At 70.5% G+C, this 13,874-nt stretch carries 16 protein-coding genes; 5 read left to right on the top strand and 11 right to left on the bottom strand.

Annotation, left to right across the window (positions count from 1 at the left end; translation table 11 throughout):
• Positions 1-49 precede the first annotated feature (49 nt).
• On the top strand, positions 50-625 hold the full coding sequence (locus F563_RS22770) for a TRAP transporter small permease (RefSeq protein WP_019015482.1): 576 nt from the start codon (positions 50-52) through the stop codon (positions 623-625).
• Positions 622-1,899 (top strand): TRAP transporter large permease, encoded by a 1,278-nt coding sequence (locus F563_RS0114910; protein WP_019015483.1) that lies wholly within the window; start codon positions 622-624, stop codon positions 1,897-1,899. The genes F563_RS22770 and F563_RS0114910 overlap by 4 nt, the downstream gene beginning before the upstream one ends.
• Here F563_RS0114910 and lpxB read toward each other — a convergent pair.
• The 6 genes from lpxB to hisI are packed head-to-tail and all read right to left on the bottom strand — an operon-like array spanning position 1,890 to position 7,279.
• Positions 1,890-3,035 carry a lipid-A-disaccharide synthase gene (gene lpxB, locus F563_RS0114915; RefSeq protein ID WP_019015484.1) on the bottom strand — a complete coding sequence of 382 codons (1,146 nt, stop codon included), beginning with the start codon at positions 3,033-3,035 and terminating at the stop codon, positions 1,890-1,892. The genes F563_RS0114910 and lpxB overlap by 10 nt on opposite strands.
• Entirely contained in the window at positions 3,032-4,240 is a 1,209-nt protein-coding gene (locus F563_RS0114920; RefSeq protein ID WP_019015485.1) for a M20/M25/M40 family metallo-hydrolase, read from the bottom strand. Before F563_RS0114920 ends, lpxB begins: the two co-directional genes overlap by 4 nt.
• On the bottom strand, positions 4,237-5,118 hold the full coding sequence (locus tag F563_RS0114925) for a carbon-nitrogen hydrolase family protein (RefSeq protein WP_019015486.1): 882 nt from the start codon (positions 5,116-5,118) through the stop codon (positions 4,237-4,239). The genes F563_RS0114920 and F563_RS0114925 overlap by 4 nt, the downstream gene beginning before the upstream one ends.
• Positions 5,118-5,726, bottom strand: a complete 609-nt coding sequence (locus tag F563_RS0114930; RefSeq protein ID WP_019015487.1) for a hypothetical protein — start codon at positions 5,724-5,726, stop codon at positions 5,118-5,120. Before F563_RS0114930 ends, F563_RS0114925 begins: the two co-directional genes overlap by 1 nt.
• Before the next feature lie 39 nt (positions 5,727-5,765).
• Entirely contained in the window at positions 5,766-6,854 is a 1,089-nt protein-coding gene (locus tag F563_RS0114935) for a CobW family GTP-binding protein (RefSeq protein WP_019015488.1), read from the bottom strand.
• The gene (gene hisI, locus F563_RS0114940; protein ID WP_019015489.1) at positions 6,851-7,279 is read right to left on the bottom strand and encodes a phosphoribosyl-AMP cyclohydrolase; all 429 of its coding nucleotides are present in this window, start codon (positions 7,277-7,279) and stop codon (positions 6,851-6,853) included. The genes F563_RS0114935 and hisI overlap by 4 nt, the downstream gene beginning before the upstream one ends.
• 41 nt (positions 7,280-7,320) lie before the next feature.
• Between hisI and F563_RS0114945 the strand changes: the two genes are divergently transcribed.
• Positions 7,321-7,833, top strand: coding sequence for a transcriptional repressor (locus F563_RS0114945; RefSeq protein WP_245557142.1), 513 nt, complete (start codon positions 7,321-7,323; stop codon positions 7,831-7,833).
• An 8-nt stretch (positions 7,834-7,841) separates the two neighbouring features.
• On the opposite strand, the gene metC is transcribed toward F563_RS0114945, so the two are convergent.
• The 4 genes from metC to F563_RS0114965 all read right to left on the bottom strand — a co-directional run bounded on the left by metC (position 7,842) and on the right by F563_RS0114965 (position 11,407).
• Positions 7,842-9,065: a cystathionine beta-lyase gene (gene metC, locus F563_RS0114950; RefSeq protein WP_019015491.1), complete on the bottom strand. Its 1,224-nt coding sequence runs from the start codon at positions 9,063-9,065 to the stop codon at positions 7,842-7,844.
• A 17-nt stretch (positions 9,066-9,082) separates the two neighbouring features.
• Positions 9,083-9,946: a 3-mercaptopyruvate sulfurtransferase gene (gene sseA, locus F563_RS0114955; RefSeq protein ID WP_035575364.1), complete on the bottom strand. Its 864-nt coding sequence runs from the start codon at positions 9,944-9,946 to the stop codon at positions 9,083-9,085.
• A gap of 2 nt (positions 9,947-9,948) precedes the next feature.
• Complete coding sequence (locus tag F563_RS0114960) at positions 9,949-10,671, bottom strand: alanyl-tRNA editing protein (protein WP_019015493.1); 723 nt, start codon at positions 10,669-10,671, stop codon at positions 9,949-9,951.
• Positions 10,672-10,774: 103 nt separating this feature from the next.
• Positions 10,775-11,407, bottom strand: coding sequence for an NUDIX domain-containing protein (locus tag F563_RS0114965; RefSeq protein ID WP_019015494.1), 633 nt, complete (start codon positions 11,405-11,407; stop codon positions 10,775-10,777).
• Positions 11,408-11,486: 79 nt separating this feature from the next.
• Here F563_RS0114965 and F563_RS0114970 point away from each other — a divergent pair, with 79 nt between their 5' ends.
• Entirely contained in the window at positions 11,487-12,395 is a 909-nt protein-coding gene (locus F563_RS0114970; protein ID WP_019015495.1) for a DMT family transporter, read from the top strand.
• Between the two features lie 49 nt (positions 12,396-12,444).
• Positions 12,445-13,023, top strand: coding sequence for a PDZ domain-containing protein (locus F563_RS22775; protein WP_019015496.1), 579 nt, complete (start codon positions 12,445-12,447; stop codon positions 13,021-13,023).
• 625 nt (positions 13,024-13,648) lie between these two features.
• On the opposite strand, the gene F563_RS0114985 is transcribed toward F563_RS22775, so the two are convergent.
• Positions 13,649-13,874 (bottom strand): integrase core domain-containing protein (locus F563_RS0114985; RefSeq protein ID WP_019015498.1); only part of this gene is annotated, 226 nt, incomplete at its 5' end.

The raw sequence follows: 13,874 nt of genomic DNA on the forward strand, positions 1-13,874 counted from the left end.
CGCGTGCGCGCCGCCGTCAGTGTAGGAGCAGAAGGGATGGAGGGAAGGGGTGGCTGAGAAACAGACGCCGGCGAACGACGACGCCACTCCCGGCTTCGAGGAGCTGCTGCACCAGCAGGAGGATGCGGAGCTGCACGAGCCTCCGGGCGACTGGCGGATCGAGGATTGGGTGGTCTTCGCGATCTTCTGGGCGCTCGCCGGCGTGGTGTTCCTGCAGTTCTTCACGCGCTACGTGCTGAACGACTCGATCGCCTGGACCGAGGAGATCGCACGCTACCTGCTGATCTGCGTCACCTTCGTCGGTGCCGCGATGGCGGCGCGCAAGGGATCGCATATCGCGCTCGAGCTCGCGCTCTACGTGCTGCCGCCGGGCCCGCGACGATGGCTGCGCATCGTGCTGTCCATGGTCGCGGTCATGTTCTTCGCGGTGGCGGCCTGGCTCTGCTTCGGCATCGCCGAGGCGATGTGGTACCAGCCGATGGTCGTGGTCGATCTGCCGCTGGGGCTTGTCTACTATGTCGCGTTTTTCGGGCTGGCGCTGACGACCATCTGGTTCGCCTGGTACGCGGTGATGCAGTTCCGGGCCGGCGAGCAGCCGCGCGAGTCCGAGGGTGCGCGCTCATGACCGCACTGCTGTTCCTCTCCTTCATTGGCGCGCTGATGATCGGCCTTCCGGTCGCGGTCGCGCTCGGCGGGGCGTCGCTGCTCTATGTCGCGCTGACCGGCGATCTGCCGCTGCTCGTCGTCGTGCACCGCATGGTCAACGGAATCGACAGCTTCCCCCTGCTCGCGGTGCCGTTCTTCATCATGGCCGGCAACCTGATGAACAGCGCCGGCATCACCGATCGGATCTTCCACTTCGCCATCGCCGCGGTCGGCTGGGCGAAGGGGGGGCTCGGCCATGTCAACGTGTTCGCCTCGATCATCTTCGCCGGCATGTCGGGCACGGCGGTGGCGGATGCCGGCGGTCTCGGCACGATCGAGATCAAGGCGATGCGGGACAACAAGTATCCCGACAATTTTTCGATCGGTATCACGGCCGCCTCCTCGGTGATCGGACCGATCATTCCGCCGTCGCTGCCTCTGGTGATCTATGGCGTGATGGCGAACACCTCGGTGGGCCAGCTCTTCGCGGCCGGCATCCTGCCGGGGCTGCTGATCGCGGTCATCCTGTTCGGCTGGGTGGCGGTCGTGGCACGCCTGAAGAAGTTCCCGCGCGATGCCGCGTTCGGCTGGACGCGGCTCGCCCACGCGACATTCCGCGCCGTGTTGCCGCTGATGACGCCGGTAATCCTGATCGGTGGGATGAAGTCCGGCATCTTCACGCCGACCGAGGCGGCGATCGCGGCCACGGTCTACGCGCTCTTCCTTGGCCTCGTCGCCTACCGCACGCTCGGCTGGAACAGGCTGGTGCGCGTCTCGATGGAGACGATCGAAACCACCGCGATCATCCTGATGATCGTCGCTGGGGCCTCCATCTTCGGCTGGCTCATCACGACGACGCGGATCAGCGAGGAGGTGGCCCAGGCCGTGCTGTCCATCACCGAGGACAGGAGCTTGGTGCTGCTGCTGGTGAACCTGCTGCTGCTCGTGGTCGGCTGCTTCCTCGAGACGATCGCGGCGATCACCATCCTTGTGCCGGTCCTGCTGCCGCTGATCACCAAGATCGGTGTCGATCCGGTGCAGTTCGGCATCATCATGACGCTCAATCTGGTGATCGGCCTGCTCACGCCACCGGTCGGGCTGGTGATCTACACCCTGGCGCGAATCTCGAACCGGTCGTTCGAGTTCACCACAGCGGCGATCGCACCGTTCCTGATCCCGCTGTTCGGCGCGCTGCTGGTCGTCACCTACTGGCCGGGCTTCGTGCTCTACCTGCCGACCGTGTTCTATCGCTGAGCGCGGAGTTCGCTCAGCACGGCTTCCGCGGCGGCCTCCGAGGGAGCGAGCCCGCCGGCCGGGCGGAGCTGGGCGAGCACCCGGGCGAAGGCCGCCCGCTGGCCGGCGGCCGCGTCCGGATCGGTGAGCAGCGGAGCGAGTGCGTCGGCAAGCGCCTCCGGTGTGCAGCGTTCCTGCAGCAGCTCGGGCACCACCGTTTCCCCGGCGAGCAGGTTCACCAGGCTCGCATGCGGCACGGTGATGAGGCGCCGGACGATTACCGCGGTGATCGGGCTCACCCGGTAGGCCACAACCTGCGGGGCGCCGGCGACCGCGAGCTCCAGGGATGTGGTGCCGGATTTCGCGAGCGCGGCTGTCGATGCGGCCCAGGCGTCGTACTTGTCGCCTGTCTCGGTGATGATGATCGGCGTCACCGGCCAAGGGGCCTTCGCGATGGACTCGACGAGGCGGGGCAGGGTCGGGACGGCGAGTGCGAGGGTTGCGAAACGCCGACGCAGCAGTTCGGTCGCGCGCGTGAAGATCGGCAGGTGACGCGCGAGCTCGCCCCCGCGGCTACCGGGCATCACCGCGAGGAGCTTCGTCCCAGGGTCGAGCCCGTACACGGCGCGAAACCGTGCCGCGTCGCCGCGGTCGGCCCCACTCTCCAGCACCGGATGGCCGACGAAGGTGGTCCGGATGCCGGCTGATTCGAAGAACGGCGGCTCGAATGGCAGGAGGGCCAGCAGCCTGTCCACCCGACGGGCGATCTTGCGTACGCGCCCTTGCCGCCAGGCCCAGACCTGAGGCGCGACGTAGTGGATCACGTGCACGCCCTTCGGCCGCACGCGCGCGGCGAGACGCAGCGTGAACGACGGCGCATCGATCGTGACAAGCGCGGCAGGTCGGCGGCGCAGCACATCCACCTCCGCTTCCGCCATGCGCCGAGCCAGTGCGCGCAGCTTCGGCAGCACTTCGGCGAGCCCCATCAGCGACAGCTCCTCCATCGGGAAGAGCGAGACGAGTCCCTGCTCGGCCATGCGCGGACCGCCGATGCCCGCGAAGGCGAGATCGGGCCGGCGCGCGCGCAGGGCGGTCATCAGCCGCCCGCCGAGCACATCGCCCGACGGCTCGCCGGCGACCAGGTAGAGCAGCGTCATCCGACGAGGATGTCGCGCGCGGCAGCCTCCAGCGCCTGGGCGACCGCAATCAGTTCCGGGATCAGCACATACTCGTCTCCGCCGCCCATGCCGTGCGGTGTCGGTCCGAAGACGGCGGTCGGGATGCCGGCCAGGCGGAACAGCCGCGCATCCGACGCACCGACGCGCATGTTCAGCACCGGCTCGGAACCGAGCACCGGCGTGGCCGCACGCCGCAGCGCCGTGAACAGCGGATGCGTCGGATCAGTGACGGTCGGTTCCCACGCGACCCGCACCGTCATGCCGACGCCCGGCAGATCGGCGATCGCTGCGCGGGCAGCGGCAATGATCGCGGTGGTGTTGGTGCCCGGCGGCAGGCGGACGTCGAGGCCCGCAATGGCACGGTCCGGCACCAGGTTGGGCGAAATTCCCGCCGAAACCATGCCGAGATTGACGGTCACATGCGTCAGCGTCTCGGCCTCGCCTACGCCGCCGAGCGGCTCGCTGACGGGTTGCGCGGCCGCGATCGCCGCCCGGATCGGCGGCGGTATCTCTACGGGCCAGTCGCGCAGCGCAAGCAGACGCCGCAGCGCTTCCATCAGCCGCTCAGCGGCGTTCTCGCCGCGGTGCACATGCGCGCCGTGCGCGGCCTTGCCTTCCGCGACGAGATCGAGCCAGACCATGCCTTTCTCGCCGAACCGGATGACGGCCGGACTGCCCGCATCCGGCACGATCGCGACATCCCCGCGTACCATCGGCACGGTGTCGAGCAGGAACTGGGTGCCGGACGTGCCCATGCTCTCCTCGTCGCCGGCGAGCGCGAGCACGACCTCCCCGGCGAAATCGGGCTCCTGGGCGAGCGCGGCGAGTGCGGTGATCGCGGCGGCGATTCCCCCCTTCATGTCGGCCGAGCCGCGACCATAGAGCCGATCACCGCGGATGGTCGCGGCGAAGGGCGGCACGGACCAGCGCGACGCATCGCCGGCGGGGTAGGTATCGAGATGGCCCGACAGCACGAGACGCTTGCCCGGGCGCGCCCCGCGCCGCACCGCGACGACATTGCGGATCGGCTCCTCCTTGGTGTGCTCGGTCACGACGACGCCAGGGATCGCGCTCAGCAGCCGCGCCGCCACCATTGCCGCGGCGCGCGTATCGTCGGGCGGATTCTCGCTCGGCGCTGCGATCAGTTCGGCGGTCGCGCGCAGCAGCAGGTCGCGGTCGATCATGCGGCTGCCGGCGCGAACGGGGAGATGATGGCACAGGCGATCGGCTCGTCGGGCCAGTCGCGGTGATTGCGCACGGCCCCGTGCTCGCGGACGCGCTCGATCGCGCTGGGATCGAGGTCGGCGATCACCGCGCCCGGCGCATCCTCGGCGCCCTCGGCGATGATCCCGTCGGCCGGGAAGCCGCGATCGGCGGGGCCGTAGATGCCGGCACGGCCATGATTGGCGTCGAGGCTCTCGCACCACGGCGCCTCGCCAAGCATGGGTGCGACGGCCACGAAGCACTGGTTCTCGATCGCGCGCGCGCGGGCGGAGATGGTGACGCGCGTCGCGCCGGCCTTGCTGTCGGTGCAGGCAGGAACGAGCACCAGCCATGCGCCGGCCGTGACCATCGCGCGCACGATCGGCGGAAACTCTGCATCATAGCAGATCGCGATGCCGAGCCGTCCCCAGGGCGTTTCGATCGCGACCGGCGGGCCGGCCGGCGCGACCCCCCATTCCTCGGCCTCGAAACGTGTCATGCGCCCTTTGCGCTGGACCGCGCGGCGCCCGTCGGGTGCGAACAGGGTGGCGCGGTTGACCAGGCGGCCGCCCTCCTGGGCGGGCAATGAGCCGCCAAGCAGCCACACGCCGTGATGCGCGGCGACCGCGGCTATCGCGTCTTCGAGCGCGGGCGCGAGGGCGGCGGTTTCCATCACTTCCGCCCGCGCGCCGCATCCGGCGGCGCGTGCCGCCCCCACCTCGACGCCGGCATATTCCGGCAGCATGACCAGATCGACGCCCTGTGTGGCCAGCGTGCCGAGCGCGTGATCCAGCCGCTGCGCGAATCCCTCGACCGTCGGCGTGCGCGCGACGGTCCAGGCGAGGGCAGCGAGCCGCATCACGCGGCCTCCGGCGACAGGGGCTTGAGCCAGAAGGTGAGGCGGTGCGGCATCTCCTCGCTCCCGCCGATCTCCTTCCAGCGCATCGTGCAGGCGAGCTCGGGGGACGGTGTATAGCCGCGCTTGCGCCAGAACGCGTCCAGCGGAACGTAGGCGGCCGGTTTGCGCGGATCGGCCGGGTCACGCGCAACGGCGCAGAACGCGGCCGTGTCGATGCCGGGGAAGCGGCGCGCATGCGCCTCGCGCGCGGTGAAGAAGCCGACGCCGGCGCCGCGCCCACGATATGCCGGCAGGAGCACAGACTCCCCGAAATAGAACACGCGCCCGACATCCCAACCGGCGGCGAGGAATGGCGCCTTCACCGTATCGCCCTCCTCGACGAGCGGGAGACAGGTCGAAGCGCCGACCACGCGCTTGCCGTCGAAGGCCAGCACGACGGCGGCCCCGGGTGCGGCGGCGTAGCGCGCAAGGTAACGCTCCTCGTAGACGGCATCGCCGTCATAGAGGTAGGGCCACTCGCGGAACACGGCGATGCGCAGCCGCGCGACATCGGCGAGATGCGGGCGCAGCGCCTCGCCGGTGACGGTGACGAGCCTCAGGGCGGTCATGGCCGACGCTTTAGGACGCCACGGCCGCGCCCGCAACGCTCAGGAGGCGCGTATGGCCTGCTCCTGCGCACTCGCGTGCTGGAAGGCGCGCAGGCCCTCCTCGATCACGGCCCGGTCGAGATCGCGCACGATGAAGACGAGGCGCGAGCGGCGCGGCTCGCCCTCGGGCCAGGCGGGCAGGGGCGCGGGCGGATGGAACAGATGCTGCACGCCGTGGATCGCGATCGGCCGGTCCTGGCCGACCACATCGAGCACGCCCTTCACGCGCAACAGAGACTCGCCGCGGGTGACGATCAGCATCTCCAGCCAGGTCGCCACCGCCTGCCAGTGCAGCGGCTGCTCGAAGGTCAGGCAGAAGGCGCGGATGCGGGCATCGTGCCGGTTGACGTCGTGCGGATCCTGCCCGTGCGCGTGAGGGTGGTCATGCCCATGGTCATCATGGTCGTGATCGTGGTGGGGGTGCTCGTAAGCTTCTGCATTGAGCCACGCTGCGACATCGGGGATCTTGCGCGCGGGATCGAACAGCCCGGCGTGAAACAGCAGCGCGGGATCGACATCCCCCATCTCGGCGATGATCAGCGGTGCTGCGGGGTTGAGACGCGCAAGCCGGGCGCGGAGCGCCTCCACCACCTCCGCCGCGGCGAGATCGCTCTTGCTCAGCACCAGGCGGTCCGCGACCGCGATCTGCTTCACGCTCTCCGGCTGCGCATCCAGCGTGGCGGACCCGTTCACGGCATCGACCACGGTCACGATCCCGTCCAGCCGGTAGTGGCGCAGCACGCCGGGATCGCCCATCAGCGTATGCAGGATCGGCGCGGGGTCGGCGAGCCCGGTCGTCTCGATCACCACGCGATCGAAGTCGAGCGCGCCCGCAATGCGCTGCACGGCGAGCCGGTTCAGGCTCTCGACCAGCTCGCCGCGCACGGTGCAGCAGAGGCAGCCCGAGGAGAGCAGCACGACATCCCCCTCGACGCGCTCCACCAGCAGGTGATCGAGCCCGATCTCGCCGAACTCGTTGATCAGCACGGCGGTGCGCGCGAGTTCGGGCCGGCGCAGCAAGCGGTTCAGCAGCGTGGTCTTGCCTGCGCCGAGGAAGCCGGTCAGCACGGTGACGGGAATGCCGCTCATGCGTGGCGTCCGCCGTAGAGCGACGCCGGATCGATCTTCGGCGCAAGGATCGTCGTCACCTGACCGTCACGGATCGCGGTGAAGAAGCAGCTTTGGCGTCCGGTATGGCAGGCGACGCCGTGCTGGTGCACGAGCAGCAACACGGTGTCGCCGTCGCAATCGACGCGCAGATCGACCAGCGCCTGAGTCTGGCCCGAGCTTTCGCCCTTGCGCCAGAGCGCGCCGCGGCTGCGCGAGAAGTAGCAAACACGGCCGGTGGCGAGCGTCTCGGCGACCGCCTCGCGGTTCATCCAGGCCATCATCAGCACCTCGTGCGTCGTGGCGTCCTGGGCGATCGCGGGAACGAGGCCGCGCTCGTCGAAGCGGATCGCCTCGATCAGCGCGATGCGGGCGGCCTCGGGTGGCGGCGTGTAGGGTTCGGCCACGTGGGCTGACCTCCTGGCGTCAGTCTGTTACCTTATAACGCATGAAGCGCGGAGTAACCGACCGGGCGATGCCGAGCGGGCAGGGCAGGTTCCCGAAGCGGGTGGAGGCGATGCTGGACGCCGCCGATGCCGCCTGCGCGGCGCATGGCGCGCGGCTCACGCCGCTGCGTCGCCAGGTGCTCGGGCTGGTGCTGGAGAGCGACCAGCCGATCGGCGCCTATGCGCTGCTCGATCGGCTGAAGGAGAGCCGCACCGGAGCCGCGCCGCCGACGGTCTACCGCGCGCTCGAGTTCCTGCTGGAGCGTGGCTTCGTGCACAAGGTCGAGCGGCTGAACGCCTTCATCGGCTGTCACAGCGCGACCGCGCCGCACGACCATGACGACCACGACCACGCGCACACCGTGCAGTTCCTGATCTGCGGCAAGTGCGGCCGGGTGCAGGAGCTGGAGGACGAGTCCGTGCGGTCCGCGCTCGCGAATGCCGCGTCGCGTGCGGGCTTCGCGCCGGGCCGGATGACCGTGGAGGTGGAGGGCGTCTGCCGCGACTGCGGCTGACGCCGGCGCTACTTGGATGCCTCCTCGCGGTAGCCGGCAAGGGCCGCCATGCCGCGCTCCAGATCCGCGATCAGATCCTCGACATCCTCGAGACCGATGTGGAACCGCACCGCCGGACCGCCGAGATCGCCGGCCGTCGCCGTGCGCTTCACGAAGCCGGTGGTCGGCAGGGCGAGGCTCTCATAGCCGCCCCAGGACGCGCCGATGCCGAACAGGCTCAACGCATCGACGAAGGCATGCGTCGCCTCGACGGAATAGTCCGGGCGGAACACCACGCCGAACAGGCTGCATGCACCGGTGAAGTCGCGCTTCCAGAGCTCATGCCCGGGTGCGCCGGGCAGGGCGGGGTGCAGCACGCGCAACACCTCGGGGCGTGCGGCGAACCAGCGCGCCACCCTGAGTCCGGCCTCCTGCTGCGCCGCGAGCCGCACCGGCATGGTGCGCACACCGCGGAGCGCGAGCCAGCAATCGTCAGGGCTTGCGTAATGTCCGTGCGCGAGCGCGGTCGAGCGGATCGTGGTCCAGTCCTCGGGGCTGTTCACGGTGATGCTGCCGAGCAGCACGTCGGAGTGCCCGACGACATACTTCGTCAGCGCCTGGATCGAGACATCGACGCCGTGCCGGAACGGCTGGAAGTGATGGATGCCCCAGGTGTTGTCCATCAGCACCTTGCAGCCGCGCGCATGGGCGGCACGCGCGATCGCCGGGATGTCTTGCACCTCGAAGGTGTGGCTGCCCGGGCTCTCGGTATAGACCACCTTGGTGTTCGGGCGGATCAGAGACGCCATCCCCGCCTCGTCGACGCAGGGATCGTAGTAGGTCGTCTCGACTCCCATGCGGCTGAGCTGGGTGTCGGCGAAGGCGCGCGCGGGACCATAGACGCTGTCGGGCAGCAGCAGGTGATCGCCGACGCCGAGATACGCGAGCAGCGGCACGGTCACGGCGGCGAGCCCGGTGCCGACGATCTGGCAGCGGCTGCCCCCCTCGATCTCGCAGATGACGTCCTCGAGCGCGTGGTGGTTCGGCCCGCCCTGGGTGCCGTAGGTCAGCGCCTGATCGAAGCGTTTCGAGGCCGCCGCGACGCGGTCGGCGCAGCGCGCATAGAGCACCGTCGAGCCGCGATGCACCGGCGGATTGACGAAGCCGTGCGCCTTGGTGCCGGCGCGGCCGGCATGGCTCATGCGGGTGCGGAAGCCGTGCGGAGCGCCGGCGTGGCGCGCGTCGTCGGGCATGTATCGTTCTCTTTCGTTCAACCGGTGACCACGGGGGTGTCGTCGCGTCCGCCCCATTCCGTCCACGATCCGTCATAGACCGCGATGTCGGGCAGGCCGACGAGATGGGCGGCGAAGGCGATGGCGCAGGCCGTGACACCCGAGCCGCAGGAGGCGATGGCGGGGCGGGAGCCGTCGACGCCGGCCTCCTTCAGCAGCGCGCGCAGCTCGGCCGCGGGTCGGAACGTGGCGTTGGCTTGAAGGAGCGTCAGGTGCGGCAGATTGGTGCTGCCGGGAACACGCCCGCCGCGCATGCCCGGCCGCGGCTCGGGCGCCTCGCCCCGGAAGCGCGCGGCGGGCCGGGCATCGACCAGCACCGCGTGCGGCTCGGCGACATTGCCGAGCACGGCGCGGATGTCCTTCACCAGCCACGGACGGAACGCCGGCGCGTAGGCGGACGCGGCCGCGGGCGGCGGCTCTCCCGCCTCGGTCGGATGGCCGGCGGCGATCCAGGCGGGCAGACCGCCGTCCAGCACCGCTGCGCGGTCATGGCCGAAGGCGCGCATCATCCACCAGCCGCGCGCAGCCGAGCTCATCCCCTTCTGGTCGTAGAACACGACGCGGGTCGCGTTGGAGATACCCAGGCTCTCCATCGCGGCGGCGAACTCCGCGGGCGGGGGCAGCATGTGCGGCAGGGGCGTCGAGCGGTCGGCGACCGCATCGATGTCGAGATAGCGCGCGCCGGGAATATGCGCGCGTCGGTACTCGGCGAACCCGTCCTTGTCCTCGTTCGGCAGGTATTTGGTGATGTCGATCACCGCGAGCTCGGGCGAGCCGAGGATGGCGGAGAGTTCCTCGACCGAGACGAGCGCCTCGGGGTTCGCGTAGCCTCGGTCATCCATCGTCATGCCTCCAGCGCGAGTGCGATGCGGCGGTTCTGCCGCCCCTTGTTCTCGACCTTGCCGACCGTGATGCGGCCGATCTCGCCCGTGCCGCGCACATGCGTGCCGCCGCAGGGCTGGAGATCGACCGGCGGGTCGCCGGCGCCGATCCGCACCAGGCGTACGCGGCCGGCGCCGCGCGGCGGCTTCACCGACAGCGTCCGCACCAGGCCGGGATTCGCATCCAGCTCCTGCTCGGTGATCCACTCGGTGGTGACGGGATGGTCGGCGGCGATCAGCGCCGCGAGGCCCTCGTTCAGCGCTTCCTTGGGCGGTGCTTCGGGCAGGTCGAAGTCGAGCCGCCCCTTGCCGTCGCCGATGGCGCCGCCGGTGACCGCCGCGCCGGGGATCAGGCTGCACAGCAGGTGCATCGCCGTGTGCATGCGCATCAGCCGGTGGCGCCGGTCCCAGTCGATCACGGCGGTGACGGTCTCGCCGGGAGCGGGTGGCGCGGCGCCCTCGGCGAGGCGGTGGAGGATCGCCCCCTCCGCGCCCTTCACCGTGTCGGTGACAGCGAGCGCGCGGCCGTCCGCGCGCAGGATCCGGCCGGTGTCGCCCGGCTGGCCACCGGAGGCGGCGTAGAACACGGTGCGGTCCAGCACGACCCCCTCCGCGCCCGCCGAGACGACGCGCGCGGTGGTCTCGCGCGCATAGGCATCGTCGCGGAACAGCGGCTCGGTGGTCATGCCCGGGAATGTCCTCGTCTCGTCACGGCGCTCGACCCTACCGGGGTCGCCGTCCGGCTTCCATACGGCCCCGTGCATGGCGGCCCGGCCGAGGCGATCGGCGTCAGGCCCAGCGTTGCCGCAGCGCCGCGCGCTTCGCCTGGAGCGCGTAGAGTGCGATCGCGGTGGTGGCATTGACGATCCGCCCTTCGTCCAGCCAGGCGAAGGCGGCGAGCGCCGGCACGACCAGCACCCGGATGTCCTCGTGCTCGTGGTCGAGCCCGGCATGGCCGGCCACGCCGTCGGGGCCGGCCTCAGGCGCGGTGACGCGGCCGATGAACACCGCGATCGTCTCGTCGGCGACACCGGGGGTGAGCAGGAACCGGCCCGCCGGTTCGAGCGCGCGCAGCGCAAGGCCGGTTTCCTCCTCGGTCTCGCGCCGCGCGGCCTCCTCCTCGCGCTCGTCGTCATCGACCAGCCCGGCCGCGGCCTCGATCAGCACCGGCGCCATGCCGGCGGCGAGCGCGGGCAGGCGGAACTGCTCGATCAGCACCACGGTGTCGGCGACCGGGTCGTAGGGCAGGACGGCCACGGCGCGGCCGCGGCGCAGCACCTCCCAGGTGGCAGGGCCGATCCGCTGTCCGCCGAAGCCCTGGAAGGTGAAGCGGATGCGTTGCAGCGCCGTGCGGCCGCGCCAGACGGTTTCGATCGCCTCGATCGTGACGCCGGGATGGTGGGGAATGCCGAGTTCGGCCATGGCCTCCGACCCTATCCGCTGTGCGCTGGCCCGGCCAAGGGGGGCGGGCTAGGGTGACGGGGAGGAATCGCCCGCCGCCGTGACCCAGCCCGCCGAAGAGTCAGAGGATGCCGCGCTCCGGCGGCGACGCGGCCGCGCGATCGCCGCGGTGGTGGCGGCCGCCGCGACCTTCGCCGTGGCGGCGGCGCTGGTGAAATGGGTCGCCCCCGCGATCCCGACGATCCAGATCGTGTTCTTCCGCTCGGTCGTGTCGCTGATCGCGCTGAGCCCGATGATCCGGCGCGAAGGCGGGCTGAAGGTGCTGGCGACGCGCAGGCCGGGCTGGCATGTGCTGCGCACGCTCGCGGGTTTCGGCGGCATGTTCACGGCCTTCTATGGCTACGCGACCTTGCCGCTCGCGGAGGTCACGGCGCTCGGCTTCACCATGCCGCTGTTCCTCACCGCGCTGTCGATCCCGCTGCTTGGCGAGAAGGTCGGGATCCGGCGCTGGAGCGCGGTGATCGTCGGCTTCCTTGGCGTGCTGCTGATCCTGCGCCCAGGTGCCGGGGCGGTGCCGCTCGGACCGGCCTTGATCGTGGTGTCCGGCGCGGTGTGCTGGGCGGTGGCGATGATCGCGATCCGCCGCATGGGCGAGGTCGGCGAGAGCAGCGTGGTGATCGTCGCCTGGTTCTCGATCGGCGGCACGGTGCTGGCGGGCACGCTCACCATGTTCGCCTGGGTGACGCCTGGGCCGCTGGAACTCGCCGCCCTGGTCGGAGTGGGGCTGGTCAGCACGCTGGCGCAACTGCTGATGACGGAAGCGTATCGGCGCGGCGAGGCGAGCATCGTCGCCCCCTTCGAGTACACCGGCATCCTCTGGACGACGCTCGTTGGACTGTTGATCTGGGATGAGCAGCCGGCCCCGACCATGCTGGCGGGGGTGGCGATCCTGATCGCGTCCGGGCTCTACATCCTCCACCGGGAGGTCGTGCGCCGGCGCGCGGCGTGAGGCGCTGGGCCTGGCCATCCGGCGCATGACACACTGACGAGGCAAGGCGATGACGCTCGATCGCGAGACCGGTGCGCTGGTCTCGGCGGTGGAGCCGGACAGCCCTGCTGCCAGAGCCGGCCTGCGCGCGGGCGACGTGGTGACCTCGGTGGGCGCGGCGGTGATCGGGTCGCCGCGCGATCTGGCGCGTGTGATCGCCGAGGCCGGGCCGGGCAGAGCGGTGCCGGTGAAGGTCCGCCGCGAGGGCGAGACGCGCGAGCTGAACGTGACGCTCGCCGAGCTGCGCGACCGTCCTGCTGTTGCGGAGGCCGGGCAGCAGCAGGAGCGCGGCCGGGTCGGCGCGGCCCTCGCGCCGATGACGGACGAGGCGCGCGAGGCGTTGAAGCTCGCGCCGGGCACACCCGGCGCGGTGGTCGCGGAGGTCCGCCCCGACAGCCCCACTTCCGAGACCGGTCTGCGCGAGGGCGACGTGATCCAGGGCGTCGGCAGCCGGGACGTGGCCGATGCGGAGCCGGCGGCGAGCGCCTTGCGCGAGGCGCTGAAGGAGCCTGGCTCTTCCGTTGCGGCGCGGATCCTGCGCGAGGGTCGTCACGCCTTCGTCGCGGTGCAGGCGCCGAAGCAGGGCTGAGGCGGGGGCGCGCCGGCTTGGGAGGCGGCCGGCGCGCCTTCTCCTCAGCGCCGGCGGCCCGCACGCCGGTTCCGGGCGGCGTCAGGGCCGAATACATCCGGAGAACACCTGCACATGCGGGGTCAGCCGCTGCGGCAGTCGGTCGATCAGCACCGGCCCTTCATCTCCTTCTCGACCACACCGCTTCCGCCCGACGGAAACTTCTCGAAAAGCGCTGCGACGAAGCTGGGGGCCACCGCAGAGAGCATGCCGCACGATCCTTCCGATACGGCTCGCGCCTCGAACACCGGCACAGGATTGGGACCAGGTGCCGGGCGGAAAACGAGAAGGATGGCGCGCCTCGTGAACACGCGCTCGGAAGTTACGCCCGTCGTGTAGCCGGTGATCCCGTGCTGCGGCATTAGAGTGGTTGTTCCCGAGTAGGTGCCGACGTTGCCAAAGCGCGAGTAGGTACCGAAGGTGTGTGCTCCGCGGTAGCCGGTAACGCCCCACTTAGTGACCGTTTGAGAATGGCTTGGCGCGACGCGGCGGGGGATGAATCAAGCTCGGGATGTGGACCCGAGAGACGCGAGGCCGGATGGCCGCTTGAACCGCTCCGGTTTTGCTGGAGGCTGTTTGGTTTGAGTCACGCGGCCAGTTTCTGGTCGTCAAGCATGGCGTAGTAGCGTTCCTCGGCTTCGGCTGGCGGGATATTGCCGATGGGCTCCAGCAGCCGGCGATGGTTGAACCGGTCGACCCAGGTCAGCGTCGCGAACTCGACGGCCTCGAAGCTCCGCCACGGCCCGCGCCGATGGATCACCTCGGCCTTGTAGAGGCCGTGGATCGTCTCGGCGAGCGCATTATCGTAGCTG

The sequence above is a fragment of the Elioraea tepidiphila DSM 17972 genome (genome assembly GCF_000378465.1).
Taxonomy (GTDB): Bacteria; Pseudomonadota; Alphaproteobacteria; order Acetobacterales; family Acetobacteraceae; genus Elioraea; species Elioraea tepidiphila.

Bases quoted from the DNA above. Each gene is read 5' to 3' on its own strand.
- F563_RS0114910 (WP_019015483.1), top strand. From the start codon at position 622: ATGACCGCACTGCTGTTCCTCTCCTTCATTGGCGCGCTGATGATCGGC.
- lpxB (WP_019015484.1), bottom strand. From the start codon at position 3,035: ATGACGCTGCTCTACCTGGTCGCCGGCGAGCCGTCGGGCGATGTGCTC.
- F563_RS0114920 (WP_019015485.1), bottom strand. From the start codon at position 4,240: ATGATCGACCGCGACCTGCTGCTGCGCGCGACCGCCGAACTGATCGCA.
- F563_RS0114925 (WP_019015486.1), bottom strand. From the start codon at position 5,118: ATGCGGCTCGCTGCCCTCGCCTGGACCGTCGCGCGCACGCCGACGGTC.
- F563_RS0114930 (WP_019015487.1), bottom strand. From the start codon at position 5,726: ATGACCGCCCTGAGGCTCGTCACCGTCACCGGCGAGGCGCTGCGCCCG.
- F563_RS0114935 (WP_019015488.1), bottom strand. From the start codon at position 6,854: ATGAGCGGCATTCCCGTCACCGTGCTGACCGGCTTCCTCGGCGCAGGC.
- F563_RS0114945 (WP_245557142.1), top strand. From the start codon at position 7,321: ATGAAGCGCGGAGTAACCGACCGGGCGATGCCGAGCGGGCAGGGCAGG.
- metC (WP_019015491.1), bottom strand. From the start codon at position 9,065: ATGCCCGACGACGCGCGCCACGCCGGCGCTCCGCACGGCTTCCGCACC.
- sseA (WP_035575364.1), bottom strand. From the start codon at position 9,946: ATGGATGACCGAGGCTACGCGAACCCCGAGGCGCTCGTCTCGGTCGAG.
- F563_RS0114960 (WP_019015493.1), bottom strand. From the start codon at position 10,671: ATGACCACCGAGCCGCTGTTCCGCGACGATGCCTATGCGCGCGAGACC.
- F563_RS0114965 (WP_019015494.1), bottom strand. From the start codon at position 11,407: ATGGCCGAACTCGGCATTCCCCACCATCCCGGCGTCACGATCGAGGCG.
- F563_RS22775 (WP_019015496.1), top strand. From the start codon at position 12,445: ATGACGCTCGATCGCGAGACCGGTGCGCTGGTCTCGGCGGTGGAGCCG.